Annotated in this window: 18 protein-coding genes; 13 read left to right on the forward strand and 5 right to left on the reverse strand. The window is 69.5% G+C overall.

Annotation, left to right across the window (positions count from 1 at the left end; translation table 11 throughout):
• Positions 1-16: 16 nt before the first annotated feature.
• Entirely contained in the window at positions 17-814 is a 798-nt protein-coding gene (locus ACWFRU_RS04270) for a phosphatase (RefSeq protein ID WP_453684419.1), read from the forward strand.
• Between the two features lies 1 nt (position 815).
• Here ACWFRU_RS04270 and ACWFRU_RS04275 read toward each other — a convergent pair whose 3' ends face one another.
• The 4 genes from ACWFRU_RS04275 to ACWFRU_RS04290 form a co-directional block, all read right to left on the reverse strand.
• Complete coding sequence (locus ACWFRU_RS04275) at positions 816-1,793, reverse strand: cation diffusion facilitator family transporter (protein WP_453684421.1); 978 nt, start codon at positions 1,791-1,793, stop codon at positions 816-818.
• 20 nt (positions 1,794-1,813) lie between these two features.
• A complete protein-coding gene (locus ACWFRU_RS04280; protein ID WP_453684423.1) occupies positions 1,814-2,683 on the reverse strand; it encodes an acyl-CoA thioesterase in 870 nt (289 codons plus the stop codon).
• 41 nt (positions 2,684-2,724) lie between these two features.
• Positions 2,725-3,882, reverse strand: coding sequence for an acyl-CoA dehydrogenase family protein (locus ACWFRU_RS04285; RefSeq protein WP_190080337.1), 1,158 nt, complete (start codon positions 3,880-3,882; stop codon positions 2,725-2,727).
• 126 nt (positions 3,883-4,008) lie between these two features.
• Positions 4,009-4,599, reverse strand: coding sequence for an SACE_7040 family transcriptional regulator (locus ACWFRU_RS04290; RefSeq protein ID WP_453684425.1), 591 nt, complete (start codon positions 4,597-4,599; stop codon positions 4,009-4,011).
• 87 nt (positions 4,600-4,686) lie between these two features.
• On the opposite strand from ACWFRU_RS04290, the gene ACWFRU_RS04295 reads away from it, so the two are divergent.
• The 9 genes from ACWFRU_RS04295 to ACWFRU_RS04335 all read left to right on the forward strand — a co-directional run bounded on the left by ACWFRU_RS04295 (position 4,687) and on the right by ACWFRU_RS04335 (position 16,817).
• On the forward strand, positions 4,687-6,303 hold the full coding sequence (locus tag ACWFRU_RS04295; RefSeq protein ID WP_365816763.1) for a carboxyl transferase domain-containing protein: 1,617 nt from the start codon (positions 4,687-4,689) through the stop codon (positions 6,301-6,303).
• A gap of 52 nt (positions 6,304-6,355) precedes the next feature.
• Positions 6,356-8,302, forward strand: coding sequence for an ATP-binding protein (locus ACWFRU_RS04300; RefSeq protein WP_453684427.1), 1,947 nt, complete (start codon positions 6,356-6,358; stop codon positions 8,300-8,302).
• Positions 8,299-9,273: a hydroxymethylglutaryl-CoA lyase gene (locus ACWFRU_RS04305; RefSeq protein ID WP_453684429.1), complete on the forward strand. Its 975-nt coding sequence runs from the start codon at positions 8,299-8,301 to the stop codon at positions 9,271-9,273. Before ACWFRU_RS04300 ends, ACWFRU_RS04305 begins: the two co-directional genes overlap by 4 nt.
• 6 nt (positions 9,274-9,279) lie before the next feature.
• Positions 9,280-10,434, forward strand: a complete 1,155-nt coding sequence (locus ACWFRU_RS04310) for an acyl-CoA dehydrogenase family protein (protein ID WP_453684431.1) — start codon at positions 9,280-9,282, stop codon at positions 10,432-10,434.
• 119 nt (positions 10,435-10,553) lie between these two features.
• Complete coding sequence (locus tag ACWFRU_RS04315) at positions 10,554-11,591, forward strand: ABC transporter substrate-binding protein (protein WP_453684433.1); 1,038 nt, start codon at positions 10,554-10,556, stop codon at positions 11,589-11,591.
• A gap of 190 nt (positions 11,592-11,781) precedes the next feature.
• Positions 11,782-13,230, forward strand: a complete 1,449-nt coding sequence (locus ACWFRU_RS04320) for a pyridoxal phosphate-dependent decarboxylase family protein (protein ID WP_453684435.1) — start codon at positions 11,782-11,784, stop codon at positions 13,228-13,230.
• Between the two features lie 22 nt (positions 13,231-13,252).
• On the forward strand, positions 13,253-14,506 hold the full coding sequence (locus ACWFRU_RS04325) for a lysine N(6)-hydroxylase/L-ornithine N(5)-oxygenase family protein (protein ID WP_453684437.1): 1,254 nt from the start codon (positions 13,253-13,255) through the stop codon (positions 14,504-14,506).
• Positions 14,503-15,054 (forward strand): GNAT family N-acetyltransferase, encoded by a 552-nt coding sequence (locus ACWFRU_RS04330; RefSeq protein ID WP_453684439.1) that lies wholly within the window; start codon positions 14,503-14,505, stop codon positions 15,052-15,054. Before ACWFRU_RS04325 ends, ACWFRU_RS04330 begins: the two co-directional genes overlap by 4 nt.
• Positions 15,051-16,817 (forward strand): IucA/IucC family protein, encoded by a 1,767-nt coding sequence (locus tag ACWFRU_RS04335; protein WP_453684441.1) that lies wholly within the window; start codon positions 15,051-15,053, stop codon positions 16,815-16,817. The genes ACWFRU_RS04330 and ACWFRU_RS04335 overlap by 4 nt, the downstream gene beginning before the upstream one ends.
• A gap of 69 nt (positions 16,818-16,886) precedes the next feature.
• On the opposite strand, the gene ACWFRU_RS04340 is transcribed toward ACWFRU_RS04335, so the two are convergent.
• On the reverse strand, positions 16,887-18,509 hold the full coding sequence (locus ACWFRU_RS04340; protein WP_453684443.1) for a beta-N-acetylhexosaminidase: 1,623 nt from the start codon (positions 18,507-18,509) through the stop codon (positions 16,887-16,889).
• Between the two features lie 129 nt (positions 18,510-18,638).
• Here ACWFRU_RS04340 and ACWFRU_RS04345 point away from each other — a divergent pair, with 129 nt between their 5' ends.
• From ACWFRU_RS04345 to glmS, 3 genes are all read left to right on the forward strand, one after another.
• Positions 18,639-19,535, forward strand: coding sequence for a DUF4429 domain-containing protein (locus ACWFRU_RS04345; protein WP_453684445.1), 897 nt, complete (start codon positions 18,639-18,641; stop codon positions 19,533-19,535).
• A gap of 86 nt (positions 19,536-19,621) precedes the next feature.
• Positions 19,622-19,879: a hypothetical protein gene (locus ACWFRU_RS04350; RefSeq protein ID WP_363309460.1), complete on the forward strand. Its 258-nt coding sequence runs from the start codon at positions 19,622-19,624 to the stop codon at positions 19,877-19,879.
• A gap of 10 nt (positions 19,880-19,889) precedes the next feature.
• Entirely contained in the window at positions 19,890-21,707 is a 1,818-nt protein-coding gene (glmS, locus tag ACWFRU_RS04355) for a glutamine--fructose-6-phosphate transaminase (isomerizing) (RefSeq protein ID WP_453684447.1), read from the forward strand.
• The last annotated feature ends 92 nt before the right edge of the window (positions 21,708-21,799 follow it).

The raw sequence follows: 21,799 nt of genomic DNA on the forward strand, positions 1-21,799 counted from the left end.
GGTCACCGACGGCAGAATGGGCCCCATGCCGATACCCAGCCGTCCCGCGCTCGTCGATCACCTCGTTCGCTCCCGCATCGCGGGCGATGTCGCCACGCCCCGCGAGAACAACCTCAGCCACTACCGGAAGCTCGCGAACGGCGACCGTCACTACTGGCTCGGCCTGGAGCTCGGTGACCGCTGGACCGACGAGCAGGACGTCCTCGCGGTGATGGCCGAGCGGTGCGGTGTGATCGACGACGCCGAGTACCGGCACGGGCAGGACACCATCGACCCCGAGCTGACGGTCGACGCCCTGGAGCGGATGGCGGCGCGCCTGCGCAAGGCGGCGGCCGGCAAGGAGAGGGTCCTCTTCGCCACCGGCCACCCCGGGGGGCTGCTCGACGTGCACCGCGCCACAGCGGCGGCCCTGCGCGCGGCGGGCTGCGAGATCGTCGTCATCCCGGAGGGCCTCACCGCCGACGAGGGCATGGTCTTCCAGTTCGCGGACGTGGCGATGCTGGAGCGCGGCGCGACCCTCTGGCACACGCACTCCCCCGAGCCGATGAACGCCATCCTGGACGGCCTTGAGCGCGAGGGACGCCCGCTGCCCGACCTGGTCGTCGCCGACCACGGGTGGGCCGGACGGGCGGGCCAGCGCGGCATCGACTCCGTCGGGTACGCGGACTGCAACGACCCCGCGCTGTTCATCGGCGAGGCCGAGGGCACCGTCCAGGTGACGGTCCCGCTGGACGACCACGTCACGAGCCCGCGTTTCTACGACCCCATGACGGCCTACCTGCTGGACGCCGCGGGCCTCACGCCGACGCCCTGAGTCACGGCCACGGGTTGAGCCCTTCCGTGCGCCGCTGGGAGAACCCCGGCGTGGGGTCCAGATAGACCCGTCGTACGCCGGGAAAGCGCTCCCGCAGCTGTCGTTCGGCCTGCTCGCAGGCCCACTCGATCTCTGCCGCCGTGGAGGCGTCCCGGAAGTCGACCTTGGCGGCGACCAGCGCCTCGCGCGGCCCCTGGAGCAGCGTCGTCAGCTCGAGGACGGCCTCGATGTGCTCGGAGGCGAGCAGCACCTCGCGGATCTCCTTGCGCATCGGTTTCGGCAGCGGCCGCCCGATGAGGAGCTGGGCGTTGCTGCGTCCGAGCACCCAGGCGACGTACAGGAGCAGCGCGCCGATGCAGAGCGAGGCCACGCCGTCCCACACGCCGGACCCGGTGAGCTGCCCGCCGAGCAGTCCGCCCGCGGCGAGCACGAGCCCGGCCAGGGCGGCGGAGTCCTCCAGGACGACGGCCTTCACGGCGGTGTCGGGGGTGTGGCGCAGATAGCGCCCGAAGGACGCCCCGAAGCGCGCCGCCTCACCGCGGGCCTGCTTGACGCCGGTGCGCAGCGAGTAGCCCTCAAGGAGGAAGGCGACGGCGAGCACGATGTACGAGATGAGCGGATCGCCGAGTTCCTCGCCCGCCACCAGGGTGTGGATGCCGTCGTAGACCGAGAAGACGGCGCCGCCGACGAAGGTGGCGACGGCGGCGAGCATCGCCCAGATGTAGCGCTCGGGGCCGTACCCCAGCGGGTGGTCCTCGTCGGCGGGCTTCTCGCTCCGCTTCAGGGCGGTGAGGAGCAGCACCTCGGTGACGGTGTCGGCCAGCGAGTGCGCCGCTTCGGAGAGCATCGCGCTGGACCCGCTGATGACACCGGCGACGGCCTTGGCGACGGCGATCCCGAGGTTGGCGACGGCGGCGACGATGACGGTGAAGGTGCTTTCGCCGTTCTCGCCCCCGCCCTCTGACGGTTGCTCAGTCATGTATCGGACGGTATGTCCGATCAGCGGGGAACGCGAACGACGCCTTCCTGGATCACCGTCACCGCGAGCTGCCCGTCCTGGGTCCAGATCCGCGCCTGGCCGAGTCCGCGCCCGCCGGAAGCCGAGGGCGACTCCTGGTCGTACAGGAGCCACTCGTCGGCCCTGAAGGGGCGGTGGAACCACATCGCGTGGTCGAGCGAGGCGCCGACGACGTCACCGACCGCCCAGCCGCCGCGGCCGTGCGCGAGCAGCACCGAGTCGAGCAGCGTCATGTCGGAGACGTACGTGGCGAGGCAGACGTGCAGCAACGACGCGTCGGCACCGCTGTCGAGCTTGTCGTTCGTGCGGAACCACACCTGGGAGCGCGGTTCGCGCGGCTGGCCGACCGTGGCCCAGGGCGGCGCGTCCACGTAGCGCAGGTCGACGGCCGCGCGGGCCTCGATCAGGCGCTCGGCGACGTGCGCCGGCAGGTGGCGCGGCAGCATCTCCGCGGCCGTGGGGAGGGTCTCCGGGTCCGGGGCGGACGGCATGCCCGTCTGGTGCTCCAGGCCCTCCTCGTACGTCTGGAAGGACGCGGAGAGGTGGAATATCGGCTGCCCGTGCTGGACGGCGACGACGCGGCGCGTGGTGAAGGAGCGGCCGTCACGGATGCGGTCGACGGTGTAGACGATGGGCGCGCCCGGGTCCCCGGCACGCAGGAAGTACGCGTGCAGGGAGTGGGCGGGCCGGTCGGCGGGGACCGTGCGACCGGCCGCCACCAGCGCCTGGGCGGCCACCTGGCCACCGAAGACGCGCGGGACGAGGGCCGAACGGCTCACGCCCCGGAATATGTCCTCCTCGATCTGCTCCAGGTCGAGCAGATCGAGGAGTGACTCAAGTGCCTTGTTCATGAATCCAGTTCTACAGGGCGGTCTTTACAGGCCCACTGTTCCTACAGGCCCATGTTCTTGGCGATGATCATCTTCATGACCTCGCTGGTGCCGCCGTAGATGCGGTTGACGCGGTTGTCCGCGTACAGACGGGCGATGGGGTACTCGTTCATGAAGCCGTAGCCGCCGTGCAGCTGGAGGCACTTGTCGATGACGCGGTGCGCGACCTCGGTGTTGAAGAGCTTCGCGGACGCGGCCTCGGCGGCGGTCAGCTCGCCCGCGTCCAGGGCCTCCAGGGCGCGGTCGGCGACGGCCTCGGCGGCGTCCACCTCGGCCTGGCAGGCGGCCAGCTCGAACTTGGTGTTCTGGAAGGAGGCGACCGTCTTGCCGAAGACCGTGCGGTCCTGGACGTACTCCTTGGCGAACCGGACGGCGGCCTTGGCCTGCGCGTACGCGCCGTAGGCGATGCCCCAGCGCTCGGAGGGGAGGTTGCTTCCGAGGTAGTAGAAGCCCTTGTTCTCCTCGCCGAGGAGGTCCTCGACGGGGACCTTGACGTCGACGAACGCGAGCTCGGCGGTGTCGGAGGTCTTCAGGCCGAGCTTGTCGAGCTTGCGGCCGATGGAGTAACCCTCGGACTTGGTGTCCACGGCGAAGAGGGAGATGCCGTAGCGGCGGTCCTCGGCGGTGGGCGCCGACGTACGGGCGCAGACGATCACGCGGTCGGCGTGCACGCCGCCGGTGATGAAGGTCTTGGAGCCGTTGAGGACGTAGTGCGTGCCGTCCTCGGAGAGCTTGGCCGTGCTCTTCATGCCCGCGAGGTCGGAGCCGGTGCCCGGCTCGGTCATCGCCAGGGCCCACATCTCCTCGGCGGAGACGAACTTCTCCAGGTAGCGCTTCTTCTGCTCGTCGGTGGCGAGCGCCTTGATGTAGGGCAGGGCGAGCAGCACGTGGACGCCGGAGCCGCCGAAGGTGACGCCCGCGCGGGCGGTCTCCTCGTACTGGATGGCCTCGAACTTGTGGGTGTCCAGGCCCGCGCCGCCGAACTCCTCGGGGACGTTGATGCCGAAGAGGCCCAGCTCGGCGAGCTTGTAGTAGAACTCGCGCGGCACCTGACCCGCGGCGAACCACTCCTCGTGGACCGGGACGACCTCGGCCTCGATGAAGGCGCGCAGGGTCTCCCGGAACGCCTCGTGGTCCTCATTGAAAACGGTACGGCGCACGGAAAACTCCCTCTGCTACGACGGCCCCAGCGGCTCACTGTGGTCCAAGCACGGACTAAGCGCTTGCTCAGAGCAACGTTACCCGCCGGTCACCGGACCGTCCAGAGAGAAGTCCTGTCGCTCCCGTCACGCCACCGCCGCCGCGAAGGCCCCGCGCGCGAGGCCGTGCAGCAGCTCCGCCATGGCGCTGCGGCTGGGCAGCGCGTCACGCCGGCTCAGGTGCGGCGTGGAGTTGAGCAGCCCGAAGACCGCGTGGACGGAGACCCGGGCCGCGTTCTCGGCGAGGTCCGGGTAGACCTTGCGCACGACGTCGACCCAGATCTCCACGTACTGCCGCTGGAGCTGGCGGACCAGCTTGCGGTCGGTGTCCCGCAGGCGGTCGAGCTCGCGGTCGTGCAGGGTGATCAAGGAACGGTCGTCCAGGGCGAAGTCGATGTGCCCCTCGATGAGCGCGTCGAGCACCCGCTCCGGAGGTCCGTCCGTGTCGGCCACACACCGCTTGCCGCCGGTCAGGAGCTGCCCGCTGATGCCGACGAGCAACTCGGCGAGCATCGCGTCCTTGCCCGCGAAGTGGCGGTAGAGACCGGGCCCGCTGATGCCGACGGCAGCCCCTATCTCGTCCACTCCGACTCCGTGGAAGCCGCGCTCGGCGAAGAGCCTGGCGGCTTCTCTGAGGATCTGCTCGCGACGGGTGGGGGCGTCGGTTCTGGTGGCCATGGAATCGATTCTAGACAGGGCGGTTAGCGCTCGTTAACCTGATGGAAACGCGTTAACGCTCATTAACCGAGCAAGGGGGCTCGACTGATGCTGCAGGCACCGGTGCTGACGAGCGCGGCAGATCCCGCGTCCGAGGCATGGCGGACGAACGAGGCGGCGCACACCGCCCTCGTCGACGACCTGCGGGCCAAGCTCGCGGCGGCACGGCTCGGCGGCGGCGAGCGGGCCCGGGCCCGCCATGTCGCGCGCGGCAAGCTGCTGCCCCGCGACCGCGTGGACGCCCTGCTCGACCCCGGCTCGCCCTTCCTGGAGCTGGCACCGCTCGCGGCCGACGGGTTGTACGGCGGGGACGCTCCGGCCGCCGGGGTCATCGCCGGCATCGGCCGGGTCTCCGGGCGCACCTGCGTGATCGTCGCGAACGACGCCACCGTCAAGGGCGGCACGTATTACCCCATGACGGTGAAGAAGCACCTGCGCGCCCAGGAGGTCGCGCTGGAGAACCGCCTCCCCTGTCTGTATCTGGTGGACTCGGGCGGCGCCTTCCTGCCCATGCAGGACGACGTCTTCCCGGACCGCGAGCACTTCGGGCGGATCTTCTACAACCAGGCGCGGATGTCCGGCGCGGGCGTCCCGCAGATCGCCGCCGTGCTCGGCTCGTGCACGGCGGGCGGGGCGTACGTCCCCGCGATGAGCGACGAGGCGGTGATCGTCCGCAATCAGGGGACGATCTTCCTCGGCGGACCGCCCCTGGTGAAGGCCGCGACCGGCGAGGTCGTGACGGCCGAGGAGCTGGGCGGCGGCGAGGTCCACTCCCGGGTCTCCGGCGTGACGGACCACCTCGCCGAGGACGACGCGCACGCGCTGCGGATCGTGCGCACGATCGTCTCCACGCTCCCCGAGCGCGGCGAACTCCCCTGGTCCGTCCGCCCGGTCGAGGAGCCGAAGGTCGACCCCCTCGGGCTCTACGGCGCGGTCCCGACGGACTCCCGCACCCCCTATGACGTCCGCGAGGTCATCGCGCGCGTGGTCGACGGCTCGCGCTTCGCCGAGTTCAAGGCGGAGTACGGCCAGACGCTCGTGACCGGCTTCGCCCACGTGCACGGCCACCCGGTCGGCATCATCGCGAACAACGGCATCCTGTTCTCCGAGTCCGCCCAGAAGGGCGCCCACTTCATCGAGCTGTGCGACCAGCGCGGCATCCCCCTCGTCTTCCTGCAGAACATCTCCGGCTTCATGGTCGGCCGGGACTACGAGGCAGGCGGCATCGCCAAGCACGGCGCCAAGATGGTGACGGCGGTGGCCTGCACGCGCGTGCCGAAGCTGACGGTCGTCATCGGCGGTTCGTACGGCGCGGGGAACTACTCCATGTGCGGCCGGGCCTACTCCCCCCGCTTCCTGTGGATGTGGCCGAACGCCAAGATCTCCGTGATGGGCGGCGAGCAGGCCGCCTCGGTCCTCGCGACCGTCAAGCGCGACCAGTTGGAGGCGCGGGGCGAGGAGTGGTCGGCGCAGGACGAAGAGGCCTTCAAGGCCCCGGTCCGCGCTCAGTACGAGGAGCAGGGCAGCGCCTATTACGCCACGGCACGGCTGTGGGACGACGGCGTGATCGACCCCATGGAGACCCGGCAGGTCCTCGGCCTCGCCCTGACCGCCTGCGCCGAGGCCCCGCTGGGCGAGCCCGGCTTCGGCGTCTTCCGGATGTGAGGGGCGGACGATGAGCGACTTCCAGCAAGGGACCATCCCGGGGAGAGGGACGATGTTCGACACGGTTCTGGTCGCCAACAGGGGCGAGATCGCGGTCCGCGTCATCCGGACGCTGCGCGCGCTCGGCGTGCGCTCCGTCGCCGTCTTCAGCGACGCGGACGCGGACGCCCGGCACGTGCGGGAGGCGGACACAGCCGTGCGCCTGGGCCCCGCACCGGCCTCGGAGAGCTATCTCTCGGCCGAGCGGCTGCTAGAAGCAGCGGCTCGCAGCGGCGCCCAGGCCGTCCACCCGGGCTACGGCTTCCTCGCCGAGAACGCGGAGTTCGCGCGGGCCTGCACGGACGCCGGGCTCGTCTTCATCGGGCCGCCCGCCTCGGCGATCGACCTGATGGGCGACAAGATCCGCGCCAAGGAGACGGTCAAGGCGGCGGGTGTCCCGGTGGTCCCCGGCTCCTCGGGCAGCGGCCTGACCGACGCCCAACTGGCCGACGCGGCACGGGAGATCGGCATGCCGGTGCTGCTCAAGCCGTCGGCGGGCGGCGGCGGCAAGGGCATGCGGCTCGTGCGGGACGCCTCGCTGCTCGCGGACGAGATCGCCGCCGCGCGGCGCGAGGCGCGGTCCTCCTTCGGTGACGACACGCTGCTCGTGGAGCGCTGGATCGACCGCCCCCGGCACATCGAGATCCAGGTCCTCGCGGACGGCCACGGGAACGTGATCCACCTCGGTGAGCGCGAGTGCTCGCTCCAGCGCCGCCACCAGAAGATCATCGAGGAGGCCCCCAGCGTCCTGCTCGACGAGGCCACGCGCGCGTCGATGGGTGAGGCGGCCGTCCAGGCGGCACGCTCCTGCGGGTACGCGGGCGCGGGCACGGTGGAGTTCATCGTCCCGGGCAAGGACCCGGCGTCGTACTACTTCATGGAGATGAACACCCGCCTCCAGGTGGAGCACCCGGTGACGGAGCTGATCACCGGCCTCGACCTGGTGGAGTGGCAGCTGCGGGTCGCCGCCGGCGAGGAACTCCCTTACGGGCAAAAGGACATCAGCCTGACGGGCCACGCGATCGAGGCCCGCGTCTGCGCCGAAGACCCGTCGCGCGGCTTCCTGCCGTCCGGCGGGACCGTTCTCGCCCTGCACGAGCCGCAGGGCGACGGGGTGCGGACCGACTCCGGCCTGAGCGAGGGCACGGAGGTCGGGAGTCTGTACGACCCGATGCTGTCGAAGGTCATCGCGTACGGCCCCGACCGTCCGACCGCCCTGCGCAAGCTGCGGGCCGCGCTCGCGGAGACGGTCACCCTGGGCGTGCCGACCAACGCGGGGTTCCTGCGGCGCCTCCTCGCCCACCCGGCGGTGGTGTCCGGAGAGCTGGACACCGGCCTCGTGGAGCGCGAGGCGGACGGCCTCGTCCCCGAAGGAGTGCCCGTCGAGGTGTACGAGGCGGCGGCAGCCGTCCGCGCCGCCGCCCTCGAACCGACCGGTGACGGCTGGCGCGACCCCTTCTCGGCCCCGAACAGCTGGCGCCTCGGCGGTACTCCCGCCCCGCTGACGCACCACCTGCGCGTGCCGGGACACGAGCCCGTGGCGCACATCGCGGGCGAGGGGCCGCGCACCGTGCAGCCCGGCCGCGTCACGGTCCACGTGGACGGCGTCGCCCACACCTTCCACCGCGCCGCCGACTGGCTCGGCAGGGACGGCGACGCCTGGCACGTCCAGGACCACGACCCCGTGGCGGCGAGCCTCACCGGCGCCGCGCACAGCGGGGCCGACGCCCTCACGGCCCCCATGCCCGGCACGGTCACGGTCGTCAAGGTGTCCACCGGCGACCACGTGACCCAGGGACAGAGCCTCCTGGTGGTGGAGGCGATGAAGATGGAGCACGTCATCTCCGCCCCGCACGCGGGCACCGTCAGCGAGCTCGACGTCACCCCGGGCTCGACCGTCGCCATGGACCAGGTCCTGGCCGTGGTGATCCCGGACGAGGCGGAGGGAGACAACGAATGACCACCGACACCCGGACCGACGGCCTCCCCATGGTCGTCCCCGCCCAGAGCCTCCCGCCCCGCGTCCGTATCTACGAGGTGGGCGCGCGCGACGGCCTGCAGAACGAGAAGGCGGTCGTCCCCACCGGCATCAAGGCGGAGTTCATCCGCCGCCTCGCCGCCGCGGGCCTCACGACCGTCGAGGCCACCAGCTTCGTGCACCCCAAGTGGGTGCCCCAACTGGCCGATTCCGAGCAGCTCTTCCCGCTCGTGCGGGACCTGCAGGAGGACGCGGGGGCACAGCTGCCCGTCCTGGTGCCGAACGACCGGGGACTCGACCGCGCCCTGGCGCTCGGCGTCCGCGGCGTCGCCGTCTTCGTCAGCGCCACGGAGTCCTTCGCCAAGGCCAATCTGAACCGCACGATGGCCGAGGCGCTCGCCATGTCGGAGCCGGTCGTGGCCCGCGCCCGCGAGCAGGACGTGCGGGTGCGCGGCTACCTCTCCATGTGCTTCGGCGACCCGTGGGAGGGCCCCGTGCCCGTCGCCCAGGTCGTCCGCACCGCGAAGTCCCTCCTCGACATGGGCTGCGACGAGCTGAGCCTCGGCGACACCATCGGCGTGGCCACCCCCGGCCATGTCCTGTCCCTGCTCACCGCGTTGAACGAGGCGGGTGTGCCCACGGACCGCATCGGCGTGCACTTCCACGACACGTACGGCCAGGCGCTCTCCAACACCCTCACCGCCCTGCAGCACGGCGTGCGCACGGTCGACTCCTCGGCGGGCGGCCTCGGCGGCTGTCCGTACGCGAAGAGCGCCACCGGCAATCTCGCCACCGAAGACCTCGTATGGATGCTCGACGGCCTCGGCATCGAGACCGGCGTCGATCTCGGCAAGCTCACCGCCACCAGCGCGTGGATGGCCGAACAACTGGGCCGACCCAGCCCCTCCCGCACCGTCCGTGCCCTGACGGGCACCTCCCACCAGGAGCAGTGAAGAACGATGGACCACCGTCTGTCCCCCGAGCACGAGGAACTCCGCCGCACCGTCGAGGAGTTCGCGCACGAGGTGGTCGCCCCGAAGATCGGCGACCTGTACGAGCGCCACGAGTTTCCGTACGAGATCGTCCGCGAGATGGGCCGCATGGGCCTGTTCGGTCTGCCCTTCCCCGAGGAGTACGGCGGCATGGGCGGCGACTATCTCGCCCTCGGCATCGCGCTCGAGGAGCTGGCGCGGGTCGACTCCTCGGTGGCGATCACCCTGGAGGCGGGCGTCTCGCTCGGCGCCATGCCGATCCACCTCTTCGGCACGGACGAGCAGAAGCGGGAGTGGCTGCCGCGGCTGTGTTCCGGTGAACTGCTCGGCGCCTTCGGCCTGACCGAGCCGGACGGCGGCTCGGACGCGGGCGGCACGCGCACGACCGCGGTGCTCGACGGCGACGAGTGGGTGATCAACGGCTCGAAGTGCTTCATCACCAACTCCGGCACGGACATCACGGGTTTGGTCACGGTCACCGCCGTCACCGGCCGCAAGCCGGACGGCCGTCCGCTCATCTCGTCGATCATCGTGCCGTCCGGGACGCCCGGGTTCACGGTCGCGGCGCCGTACTCGAAGGTCGGCTGGAACGCATCGGACACCCGCGAGCTGTCCTTCGCGGACGTCCGGGTGCCCGCGGCGAACCTCCTCGGCGAAGAGGGCCGCGGCTATGCCCAGTTCCTCCGCATTCTCGACGAGGGCCGGGTCGCGATCTCCGCGCTCGCGACGGGCCTCGCGCAGGGCTGCGTCGACGAGTCCGTGAAGTACGCCAAGGAGCGGCACGCCTTCGGCAAGCCGATCGGGGCGAACCAAGCGATCCAGTTCAAGATCGCCGACATGGAGATGCGGGCGCACATGGCCCGGGTCGGCTGGCGGGACGCGGCGTCGCGCCTCGTCGGCGGCGAGCCCTTCAAGAAGGAGGCCGCGATCGCAAAGCTCTACTCCTCCACGGTCGCCGTCGACAACGCACGCGAGGCCACCCAGATCCACGGCGGATACGGCTTCATGAACGAGTACCCGGTGGCACGGATGTGGCGGGACTCCAAGATCCTGGAGATCGGCGAGGGCACCAGTGAGGTGCAGCGCATGCTGATCGCCAGAGAGCTGGGATTCGCGGGATAACAACCGCTGCGTCGGGGAAGGCGCCCGGGGGCCACTGGACAGGACCTTAGGTTAGGTTAACCTAAGCGCTAGTTCCGGCCAGTGGCCCCGCCGCCGTCTTCACGAAAGCAGAGACCCTCATGCCCCACTCCCGCCTCCCCCAGCCCTCCCGCCGCGGCATCCTCGCCGCAGGCGGAGCCCTCGGCCTGACGGCCCTGCTGGCAGCCTGCGGAGACGAGAAGAAGGACAACTCGGGCGCTGCGGACTCCGGTGACTCCGGACCATGGAGCTTCAAGGACGACCGCGGCACGACCGCCAAGGCCAAGGGCACCCCGAAGAACATCGTCGCCTTCACCAGCGTCGCCGCCGCACTCTTCGACTACGGCATCGAGGTCAAGGGCGTCTTCGGCCCGACGAAGACCAAGGACGGCAAGGCCGACGTCCAGGCCGGCGACATGGACGTCAGCAAGCTGACGATCCTCGGCAACGAATGGGGCAAGTTCAACATCGAGAAGTACGCGGGCCTCGCCCCCGACCTCCTCGTCTCCACGATGTTCGACGACGCGGGCACGCTCTGGTCCGTCCCCGAGGAGAGCAAGGACAAGATCCTCAAGCTCGCCCCGAGCGTCGGCATCAGCGTCTACGACCGCAAGATGACCGAGCCGCTCCAGCGCCTGCTCGCCCTCGCCGAGTCGCTCGGCGCGGACGTGAAGGCCGAGAAGGTCGTCAAGGCGAAGAAGCGCTTCGAGGCCGCGGCCGAGCGGCTGCGCAAGGTGGCCAAGGCGAACAAGGACATCAAGGTCCTCGTCGGCTCGGCGAGCCAGGACATCTTCTACGTCTCCGGGACGAACCTCTCCGCGGACCTGGAGTACTTCAAGTCCCTCGGCGTGAACTTCGTCGAGCCGTCCGAGGCCGCCAAGAAGGCGAGCGGCGGCTGGTTCGAGAACCTGAGCTGGGAGAACGTCAACAAGCACGACGCGGACATCATCATGATGGACAACCGCACGGCCACCATCCAGCCCGCCGACATCGAGAAGCCGACCTGGGCGAAGCTGCCCGCGGTCAAGGCCGGTCAGGTCATCCCCCGCGTCACCGAGCCCATTTACTCGTACGACAAGTGCGCCCCGATCCTCGAGGACCTCGCCGACGCGATCGAGAAGGCGAAGAAGGTCAGCTGACCCCTGCCCGGAATCGCGCGAACTCACCCTGTCTGACGGCATTCGCATCACAGCCCTCTCCGCATTCCGGAGAGGGCTGTTCCGTTTTTCTGGCTCTTTGTGACCACAGGGACCCCCTGGGTTTAACCACCGGGGTAGTTAGGTTAGGCTTACCTCACTTCCCCCAAGTCCCCTCACACAGAGGAAGTTCATGCGCTCGCACCTGCTCAACGACACCACCGCGGAGCGTTACCGCAGCTCCGTGACCGAAGGAGTCGAGCGGGTGGCGGCCAGAATCGCCACCACCTCACGCCCCTTTACCGGCGTCTCCGTCGACGACCTCGCGCCCCGCATCGAGGCCGTCGACCTCGACGAGCCCCTGCACGACACCATCGCCGCCCTGGACGAGCTCGACGAGCTCTACCTGCGCGACGCCGTGTACTTCCACCATCCCCGCTACCTCGCGCACCTCAACTGCCCGGTCGTCATCCCGGCCGTGCTCGGCGAGGCGGTGCTGTCCGCGGTCAACTCTTCCCTCGACACGTGGGATCAATCCGCGGGCGGCACACTGATCGAGCGCCGTCTCATCGACTGGACGGCCGAACGCATCGGGCTCGGCCCGGCCGCCGACGGCGTGTTCACCAGCGGCGGCTCGCAGTCCAACCTCCAGGCCATGCTGCTCGCCCGCGAGGAAGCCGCCAAGGCCGGAAAGCCCGCCACCGAGCTGCGCATCTTCGCCTCCGAGGTCGGCCACTTCAGCATCCAGAAAGCCGCGACGCTGCTCGGTCTCGGCGAGGACGCCGTGATCGTCGTCCCCACCGATCACGACAAGCGCATGCAGACCGTCGCGCTCGCCCGCGAGCTGGAGCGCTGCCGCGAGAACGACCTCACCCCCATGGCGGTCGTCGCCACCGCGGGCACCACCGACTTCGGCTCCATCGACCCGCTCCCCGAGATCGCCGAGCTCTGCGAGCAGTACGGCACCTGGATGCACGTCGACGCGGCGTACGGCTGCGGCCTGCTCGCCTCGCGCAAGAACCGTCACCTCATCGACGGCATCGAGCGCGCCGACTCCGTGACCGTCGACTACCACAAGTCCTTCTTCCAGCCGGTGAGTTCCTCCGCCGTCCTGGTGCGGGACAGGTCGACGCTCAGCCACGCGACGTACCACGCGGAGTACCTCAACCCGCGCCGCATGGTGCAGGAGCGCATCCCCAACCAGGTCGACAAGTCCCTGCAGACCACCCGCCGCTTCGACGCCCTCAAGCTGTGGATGACGCTGCGCGTGATGGGCGCCGACGCCATCGGCGAGCTCTTCGACTCCGTCTGCGACATGGCGGACGAGGGCTGGCGGCTGCTCGCCGCCGACCCGCGCTACGACGTCGTCGTGGAGCCCCAGCTCTCCACGCTCGTCTTCCGCTACATACCCGGGTCGATCTGCGACCCGTCCGCCATCGACCGCGCCAACCTCTACGCCCGCAAGGCCCTGTTCGCCTCCGGCGACGCCGTCGTCGCGGGCACCAAGGTCGGCGAGCGTCAGTACCTCAAGTTCACCCTGCTCAACCCCGAGACCACGGTCGCCGACATCACGGCCGTCCTCGATCTGATCGCCGGCCACGCCGAGCAGTACCTGGGAGAGACCCTTGACCGCGCTTCCTGATCACCGACAGCCACGGGAACCGATGGAACCACTGGACTTCATCGGCATCGGTCTCGGCCCCTTCAACCTCGGCCTCGCCTGCCTGACCGAACCCATCGACGAGCTCAGCGGCCTCTTCCTGGAGTCCAAGCCGGACTTCGAGTGGCACTCGGGCATGTTCCTGGAGGGCGCTCACCTCCAGACCCCGTTCATGTCGGACCTCGTCACCCTCGCGGACCCGACGTCCCCCTACTCCTTCCTCAACTACCTGAAGGAATCGGGTCGCCTCTACTCCTTCTACATCCGCGAGAACTTCTATCCGCTGCGCACCGAGTACAACGACTACTGCCGCTGGGCCGCAGCGAAGCTCTCCTCGGTCCGCTTCAGCACGACGGTGACCGAGGTGACGTACGAGGACGATCTGTACGTCGTCCACACCTCCACCGGCGACACCCTGCGCGCCCACCACCTCGTCCTCGGGACCGGCACCCCGCCGCACATCCCCGAGTCGTGCGCGGACCTCGGCGGTGACTTCATCCACAACTCCCGCTATCTGCAGAGCAAGCCGGATCTCCAGAAGAAGAAGTCGATCACGCTCGTCGGCAGCGGCCAGTCCGCCGCCGAGATCTACTACGACCTCCTGAGCGAGATCGACGTCCACGGCTACAAGCTCAACTGGGTCACGCGCTCCCCGCGCTTCTTCCCCCTCGAATACACCAAGCTGACGCTGGAGATGACCTCCCCGGAGTACGTCGACTACTTCCACGCACTGCCGGAAGCGACCCGCTACCGCCTCCAGGATCAGCAGAAGACGCTCTTCAAGGGCATCGACGGCGACCTGATCAACGAGATATTCGACCTGCTCTACCAGAAGAACCTCGGCGGCCCGGTGCCGACGCGGCTGCTCACCAACTCCTCGCTGCAGAGCGCCCGTCACGAGAACGGCACCTACACGCTCGGCCTGCGCCAGGACGAGCAGGGCAAGGACTTCGAGCTGGAGTCCGAGGGCCTGATCCTGGCCACCGGCTACCAGTACGTCACGCCCGACTTCCTGGAGCCCGTGCGCGACCGCATCCGCTGGGACGGCCGCGGCCGCTTCGAGGTCGCCCGCAACTACTCCATCGACACCACGGGCCGCGGGATCTTCCTGCAGAACGGTGCCGTGCACACCCACTCGCTGACCAGCCCCGACCTGGGCATGGGCCCGTACCGCAACGCGTACATCATCGGTGAGCTGCTCGGCGCCGAGTACTACCCCGTCGAGAAGTCCATCGCGTTCCAGGAGTTCGCCGTATGAGCACCACCTCAGACTTCACCCTCCGCCCCCTCGACCCCCTGAAGGACGCCGAGCTCCTGCACGGCTGGGTCACCCACCCCAAGGCCTCGTTCTGGATGATGCAGGACGCGACGCTGCCGGACGTCGAGCGCGAGTACATGGCCATCGCCGCCCACGAGCACCACGACGCGTTCATCGGCCTGCACAAAGGCGTCCCCGCCTTCCTGATGGAGCGCTACGACCCCCGGTACGTCGAGCTCGTCGGCCTCTACGAGCCGCAGCCCGGCGACGTGGGCATGCACTTCCTCACCGCGCCCTCCGACGTCCGCATCCCCGGCTTCACCCGGGACGTGATCACCAAAGTCATGGCGACCCTCTTCGAGGACCCGGCGACCGCGCGCGTCGTGGTGGAGCCGGACGTCGACAACAAGGCCGTGCACGCCCTCAACGAAGCCGTCGGGTTCCGGCCGGCCGAGGTCATCCAGAAGCCGGAGAAGAAGGCTCTCCTGAGCTTCTGCACCCGGGAACAGTTCGAAGAAGCAGTACGCGAAAGGGAAACGGCGATATGACCCTGTCCGACGCAACGGCGCACCTGACCCCCGAGCGCTGGGAGCAGGCCAACCGCCTCCTCATCCGCAAAGCCATCGCCGAGTTCTCCCACGAGCGACTCTTCACCCCGGAGCCGCTGGGCGAGGACAAATACGTCATCCGCAGCGACGACGCCCTGACCCGCTACCGCTTCACCGCCAAGCGGCTGCGCCTGGACCACTGGCAGGTCGACGCCGACTCGATCTCCCGGCACCGCGACGGCGCCGAACTCCCCCTCAACGCACTCGACTTCTTCATCGAGCTGCGCACGGCCCTCGGCCTGAGCGACGAGATCCTGCCGGTCTACCTGGAGGAGATCTCCTCCACCCTCTCCGGCACCTGCTACAAGCTGACCAAGCCCGCGATCCCGGCCGCCGAGCTCTCCCGCTCCGGCTTCCAGGAGATCGAGACGGGCATGACCGAGGGCCACCCCTGCTTCGTCGCCAACAACGGCCGGCTCGGCTTCGGCGTCCACGAGTACCTCTCGTACGCCCCCGAGACCGCGAGCCCCGTACGGCTCGTGTGGCTGGCCGCGAGCAAGGAGCGGGCCGCGTTCACGGCGGGCGCCGGCATCGAGTACGAGTCGTTCCTGCGGGCCGAGCTGGGCCAGGAGACCCTGGACCGCTTCGACCGCAGACTCCGTGAGCAGGGCCTGGACCCGCAGGACTACCTCCTCATCCCGGCGCACCCCTGGCAGTGGTGGAACAAGCTGTCGGTGACCTTCGCGGCCGAGGTCGCCCAGCGGCACCTGGTGTGCCTGGGCGAGGGCGACGACGAGTACCTCGCCCAGCAGTCGATCCGTACGTTCTTCAACAAGAGCGCCCCGGCCAAGCACTACGTCAAAACGGCCCTCTCGGTCATCAACATGGGCTTCATGCGCGGACTCTCGGCCGCGTACATGGAGGCGACCCCGGCGATCAACGACTGGCTCGCGGGCCTCATCGACTCCGACGAGACCCTGAAGTCGACCGGCCTGACGATCATCCGCGAGCGCGCGGCCGTCGGCTATCGCCACCTGGAGTACGAGGCCGCGACCGACCGCTACTCCCCGTACCGCAAAATGCTCGCGGCCCTGTGGCGCGAGAGCCCCGTCCCGTCCCTCGCCGAGGGCGAGCAACTGGCCACCATGGCCTCGCTGCTGCACACCGACCTGGAGGGCGCGTCCTTCGCGGGCGCCCTCATCGAGCGCTCCGGGCTCACCCCCGCCGAGTGGCTGCGCGGCTATCTGCACGCCTACCTGACGCCGCTGCTGCACAGCTTCTACATGTACGACCTCGTCTACATGCCGCACGGCGAGAACGTCATCCTGGTCCTCAAGGACGGCGTCGTACAGCGGGCGATCTTCAAGGACATCGCCGAGGAGATTGCGGTCATGGACCCGGACGCGGTCCTGCCGCCCGCGGTCGAGCGGCTGCGGGTCGAGGTCCCCGACGACCAGAAACTCCTGTCGATCTTCACGGACGTCTTCGACTGCTTCTTCCGCTTCCTGTCCGCGAACCTCGTCACCGAGGGCCTGGTGGACGAGGAGACGTTCTGGGGCGCCGTCGCCGAGTGCGTGACGACGTACCAGGAGGCCACGCCCCAACTGGCCGACAAGTTCAAGCAGTACGACATGTTCGCCCCGGAGTTCGCGCGCTCCTGCCTGAACCGGCTCCAGCTCCGCGACAACGAACAGATGGTGGACCTCGCCGACCCGGCGGGCGCGCTCCAGCTGATCGGGACGCTGAAGAACCCGATCGCGTAGCCACACCCTCACAAGCCGAGTGGGCTCCCGGGACGGTCCCCGGGAGCCCACTCTCGTCCGCCTGCGTAGTTACTTGCCGGGCCAGGGCACCTCGGCGGCCTTGTAGTAGTCCATGCCCATCGCGTCCCAGCGCGGCCCCTGCCGGGCGAGCCGCACCTTGTACGTGTCCCAGTCGTGCGTCGAGGCGGGCGACCAGCCGAGCTCGGCGACGCCGGGCAGGCGCGGGAACGCCATGTACTCGATGTGCTGCGAGGTCGAGAGCGTCTCCGACCACAGCGGCGCCTCGACACCCAGGATGGAGTCCGCGGGCGCGCCCTTCAGGTACGTCGCCGGGTCCCAGTCGTAGCTGCGCTGCACCGAGACCAGGCCCGCCCAGGAGAGGCCGAGCGGGGTGTCCTTGTTGTACTTCATGTCGAGGTAGGAGCGGTCTGCCGGCGAGAGGAGCAGCTTGGTGCCGTTCTTCGCGGCGTTCACGACCTGCTCGCGCTCGGCGGCGCCGGTGGCGTCATAGCCCCAGTACTGCGCGACGGCGCCCTTGGCGGGCGTGGCGCCGGTCAGCTGATGCCAGCCCATCACGGTCTTGCCGTACTTGGCGACGATGGGCTGCACCTTGTTCATGAACTCCACGTAGTCCTCGTGGCTCGTGGAGTGCGCCTCGTCGCCGCCGATGTGGATGTACTTGCCGGGAGTCAGCTCGGCGATCTCGCGGATGACGTCGTCCACGAAGTCGTACGTGACGGCCTTCTTGGCGCACAGCGAGCTGAAGCCGACCTCGGTGCCGGTGTAGAGCGGGGGCGCGACGCCGTCGCAGTTCAGCTCGGCGTACGAGGCGAGGGCCGCGTTCGTGTGGCCCGGCATGTCGATCTCCGGGACCACTTCGAGCTGCCGCGATGCCGCGTACCGGACGATGTCCTTGTACTGGGCCTTCGTGTAGTAGCCGCCCTTGCCGCCGCCGACCTGCGTGGAGCCGCCGTACGTCGCGAGCCTGGGCCAGGAGTCGATGGCGATGCGCCAGCCCTGGTCGTCGCTCAGGTGCAGGTGCAGCTTGTTGACCTTGTAGAGCGACATCTGGTCGATGTAGCGCTTGACCTTGTCGACCGAGAAGAAGTGCCGCGACACGTCGAGCATGGCGCTGCGGTACGCGTAACGGGGCGCGTCCTTGATGGTGCCGCCCGCGACCAGCCAGGGGCCCTTCTGCTTCGTCTTCTTCTCGGCGGCCGCGGGCAGTTGCTGCCGCAGCGTCTGTACGCCGTAGAAGAGCCCGGCGGCCTTGCGGGCGGTGATGGTGACGGAACCGCGCCTCGACTCGAGCCGGTAGCCCTCGTCGCCCAGGGACTTGTCCTTGGAGCTCAGCCGGAGCCGGATGCCGTCGCGGCCCTCGTCGTCGGTGACCTTCAGGGGGTAGCCGGTGGAGGGACGCAGGACGTCCGCCAGCTGCCCGCCGATCCCGCGCGCGGCACGCGAGTCGTCGACCCTGATGCGGGTCTTGGCAGTGATCTCGTACGGGGCTCCGCCCGGGGCGGCGGACGCGGGGGCCGGGATCACCTGGCCGAGGGGGGTCGGCGTGGCGGCCGCGGCCTCATCCCGCGCTCCGCTGCCGCCGACGGGCGCGGCGGCCACGGACGAGAGGCCGGCCGCGGCGACGAGCAGCAACGAGCCGAACAGGCGGGTCGATCTTTGGTGCTGTCTCACGAGCGGGTCCCTTCGACGGGCCATCACTGTGGTGCATCGCAATCGAACGGTCACCATGGGTACCTTGCGCCCCGGGGTGGGTCAAGGGTGTAGACCACTTCGGCCGCCCGCCAATGGAAGAATCCTCCCATGGCGGAAATCATCCAGCGCGACGGGACCTGGACCTTCGACGGAGAGACGCTGCGCCTCGTGCCCGGACGCGACAAGAACGTGTCTCTGCTGCGCAAGACGCTGGGAGAACTGGCCGTGCCGCTGGGCGCGTTGGCGGGCATCGCCTTCGAACAGGGCAAGAAGTCGGGGCGTCTGCGGCTGCGGCTGCGGGACGGCGCCGACCCGTTGCTGCAGGCCGCGGGGGGCAAGCTCGGGGACGCCGCCGACCCGTATCAGCTCGCGGTGGACTCGGACCGCTACGGGGTCGCGGAGTACGTCGTCGACGAGGTCCGCAACGCGCTGCTGCTCGAACAGGTGCCGGCCGTGCCCTGCGACAGCTATCTGCTGCCGGGCCCCTCGGTGCCGCTGTCGGTCTCGGCGGGGGACGGCACGGCCAGCTTCGACGGCGAGACCATCCGCCTGGAGTGGAACTGGAAGACGGAGGAGGCGAAGTCGGCGTCCGGTACGCGCACGCTGTCCCTCGCCGAGGTCGCGGCGGTGGAGTGGCAGCCCGCGGTGGGCCTGGAGAACGGCTACCTCCGCTTCACCGTCCGGCACGCGCCGACCAAGGCCCCGCCGAAGTACGACCCGAACTCGGTGGAGCTGTGGGGCTTCAAGAAGGACCCGCTGATGGCGCTGGTCGCCGCCGCCGTGCAGGTGCGGTTGCCTCATCCGGCGGCGGCGCAGGGCCTCGCGGAGGCCCCGGAGGCACCGGCCGCTCTGACGCCGGCTGCCGTGCCCGCGCCCGCCCCGGCGGAGGATGATCACGACGCCCTGCTGCGGCGGCTGCGTGAGCTGGGGGAGCTGCACAAGGCCGGGATACTCACGGAGGAGGAGTTCACCACGGCCAAGCAGGCGATCCTGAAGCGGATGTGAGCCGCCGGGGCCAGTTTTCGACGCGCCCCTGCCCGATACCGGGCAGGATTGTTGCACGCGCGGGCCTCTTCCTTCAGGATCAACGAATGCACGACGACCTGGTGGACCACCTGACCCGCAGCACCCCGCTCCAGCGGGGCGAAGCGCTGCGGGTCATCCAGGACGTGCTCGCCTACTTCGACGAGACGACCGAAGAATTCGTCCGTCGCCGCCACCGCGAACTGCAAGGTCAGGGCCTGCTGAACGCGGCGATCTTCGAACAGATCTCGGCGGATCTCACATACCGCGCGGTCGCGCCGCCCGAGCTCACCCTCCGGCAGCTGCGTCGCATCATCTACGGCTAGGACACCCTCTATGTGCGGAATCGTCGGTTATATCGGCAAGCGTGACGTGGCCCCCCTCCTCCTCGAAGGCCTGCAGCGCCTGGAGTACCGCGGCTACGACTCCGCGGGCGTCGTCATCACCAGCCCCAAGGCCACCGGCCTGAAGATGGTCAAGGCGAAGGGCCGCGTCCGCGACCTCGAGGCGAAGGTGCCCGCCCGCTTCAAGGGCACCACCGGCATCGCCCACACCCGCTGGGCCACCCATGGCGCCCCGTCCGACGAGAACGCCCACCCGCACATGTCGGGTGACAACAAGGTCGCCGTCGTCCACAACGGCATCATCGACAACGCCTCCGAGCTGCGCGCCAAGCTCAGCGCCGACGGCGTCGAGTTCCTCTCCGAGACGGACACCGAGGTCCTCACCCACCTCATCGCCCGCGCCCAGGCGGACAAGCTGGAGGACAAGGTCCGCGAGGCCCTGCGCCACGTCGAGGGCACGTACGGCATCGCCGTGCTGCACGCCGACTTCAACGACCGCATCGTCGTCGCCCGCAACGGCTCCCCCGTGGTCCTCGGCATCGGCGAGAAGGAGATGTTCGTCGCCTCGGACGTCGCCGCGCTCGTCTCGCACACCCGCCAGGTCGTCACCCTCGACGACGGCGAGATGGCCACCATCAAGGCCGACGACTACCGCACGTACACCACCGAGGGCTCCCGCACGACCGCCTCGCCGACCACCGTGGAGTGGGAGGCCGAGTCGTACGACATGGGCGGCCACGACACGTACATGCACAAGGAGATCTTCGAGCAGCCCGACGCGGTGGACCGCGTCCTGCGCGGCCGCATCGACGACCGCTTCTCCACCGTGCACCTCGGCGGCCTGAACCTGGACGCGCACGACGCCCGCAAGGTGCGCCGCGTCAAGATCCTCGGCTGCGGCACCTCGTACCACGCGGGCATGATCGGCGCCCAGATGATCGAGGAGCTGGCCCGCATCCCCGCCGACGCGGAGCCCGCGTCCGAGTTCCGCTACCGCAACGCGGTCGTGGACCCCGACACCCTCTACATCGCGGTCTCCCAGTCCGGTGAGACCTACGACGTGCTCGCCGCCGTTCAAGAGCTGAAGCGCAAGGGCGCCCGCGTCCTCGGCGTCGTGAACGTCGTCGGCTCCGCGATCGCCCGTGAGGCCGACGCGGGCGTGTACGTCCACGCGGGCCCGGAGGTCTGCGTCGTCTCGACCAAGTGCTTCACGAACACTACGGTCGCCTTCGGCCTGCTCGCCCTGCACCTGGGCCGCATCCGCGACCTGTCGGTCTCCGACGGCAAGCGGATCATCGAGGGCCTGCGCAAGCTGCCCGGCCAGATCTCGGAGATCCTCAAGCAGGAGGACGAGATCAAGAAGATCGCCAAGCAGTACGCGGACGCCCGCTCGATGCTCTTCATCGGTCGTGTGCGCGGCTACCCCGTCGCCCGCGAGGCCTCCCTCAAGCTCAAGGAGGTCTCGTACATCCACGCCGAGGCCTACCCCGCCTCCGAGCTGAAGCACGGCCCCCTCGCGCTCATCGAGCCCGCGCTCCCCACGGTCGCGATCGTCCCGGACGACGACCTCCTGGAGAAGAACCGCGCCGCCCTGGAGGAGATCAAGGCCCGCAGCGGCAAGATCCTCGCGGTCGCGCACCAGGAGCAGGAGAAGGCTGACCAGACCATCCTCGTCCCGAAGAACGAGGACGAGCTGGACCCGATCCTGATGGGCATCCCGCTGCAACTCCTCGCCTACCACACGGCGTTGGCCCTGGGCCGCGACATCGACAAGCCGCGCAACCTGGCCAAGTCCGTCACGGTCGAATAACTGATCGTTTCAGAATGAGATCTTGGTCTGACGCGTCTCGACTGAGATGGTGCTCAGTGGGGGATGGAACGGGTTGCCCCTGGTGGCGCGTT

The organism is Streptomyces sp. NPDC055099 (genome assembly GCF_053607685.1).

Excerpts from the sequence above, each read along its gene's own strand:
- ACWFRU_RS04270 (WP_453684419.1), top strand. The coding sequence starts at position 17 with ATGGGCCCCATGCCGATACCCAGCCGTCCCGCGCTCGTCGATCACCTC.
- ACWFRU_RS04275 (WP_453684421.1), bottom strand. The coding sequence starts at position 1,793 with ATGACTGAGCAACCGTCAGAGGGCGGGGGCGAGAACGGCGAAAGCACC.
- ACWFRU_RS04280 (WP_453684423.1), bottom strand. The coding sequence starts at position 2,683 with ATGAACAAGGCACTTGAGTCACTCCTCGATCTGCTCGACCTGGAGCAG.
- ACWFRU_RS04290 (WP_453684425.1), bottom strand. The coding sequence starts at position 4,599 with ATGGCCACCAGAACCGACGCCCCCACCCGTCGCGAGCAGATCCTCAGA.
- ACWFRU_RS04295 (WP_365816763.1), top strand. The coding sequence starts at position 4,687 with ATGCTGCAGGCACCGGTGCTGACGAGCGCGGCAGATCCCGCGTCCGAG.
- ACWFRU_RS04300 (WP_453684427.1), top strand. The coding sequence starts at position 6,356 with ATGTTCGACACGGTTCTGGTCGCCAACAGGGGCGAGATCGCGGTCCGC.
- ACWFRU_RS04305 (WP_453684429.1), top strand. The coding sequence starts at position 8,299 with ATGACCACCGACACCCGGACCGACGGCCTCCCCATGGTCGTCCCCGCC.
- ACWFRU_RS04310 (WP_453684431.1), top strand. The coding sequence starts at position 9,280 with ATGGACCACCGTCTGTCCCCCGAGCACGAGGAACTCCGCCGCACCGTC.
- ACWFRU_RS04315 (WP_453684433.1), top strand. The coding sequence starts at position 10,554 with ATGCCCCACTCCCGCCTCCCCCAGCCCTCCCGCCGCGGCATCCTCGCC.
- ACWFRU_RS04320 (WP_453684435.1), top strand. The coding sequence starts at position 11,782 with ATGCGCTCGCACCTGCTCAACGACACCACCGCGGAGCGTTACCGCAGC.
- ACWFRU_RS04325 (WP_453684437.1), top strand. The coding sequence starts at position 13,253 with ATGGAACCACTGGACTTCATCGGCATCGGTCTCGGCCCCTTCAACCTC.
- ACWFRU_RS04330 (WP_453684439.1), top strand. The coding sequence starts at position 14,503 with ATGAGCACCACCTCAGACTTCACCCTCCGCCCCCTCGACCCCCTGAAG.
- ACWFRU_RS04335 (WP_453684441.1), top strand. The coding sequence starts at position 15,051 with ATGACCCTGTCCGACGCAACGGCGCACCTGACCCCCGAGCGCTGGGAG.
- ACWFRU_RS04345 (WP_453684445.1), top strand. The coding sequence starts at position 18,639 with ATGGCGGAAATCATCCAGCGCGACGGGACCTGGACCTTCGACGGAGAG.
- ACWFRU_RS04350 (WP_363309460.1), top strand. The coding sequence starts at position 19,622 with ATGCACGACGACCTGGTGGACCACCTGACCCGCAGCACCCCGCTCCAG.
- glmS (WP_453684447.1), top strand. The coding sequence starts at position 19,890 with ATGTGCGGAATCGTCGGTTATATCGGCAAGCGTGACGTGGCCCCCCTC.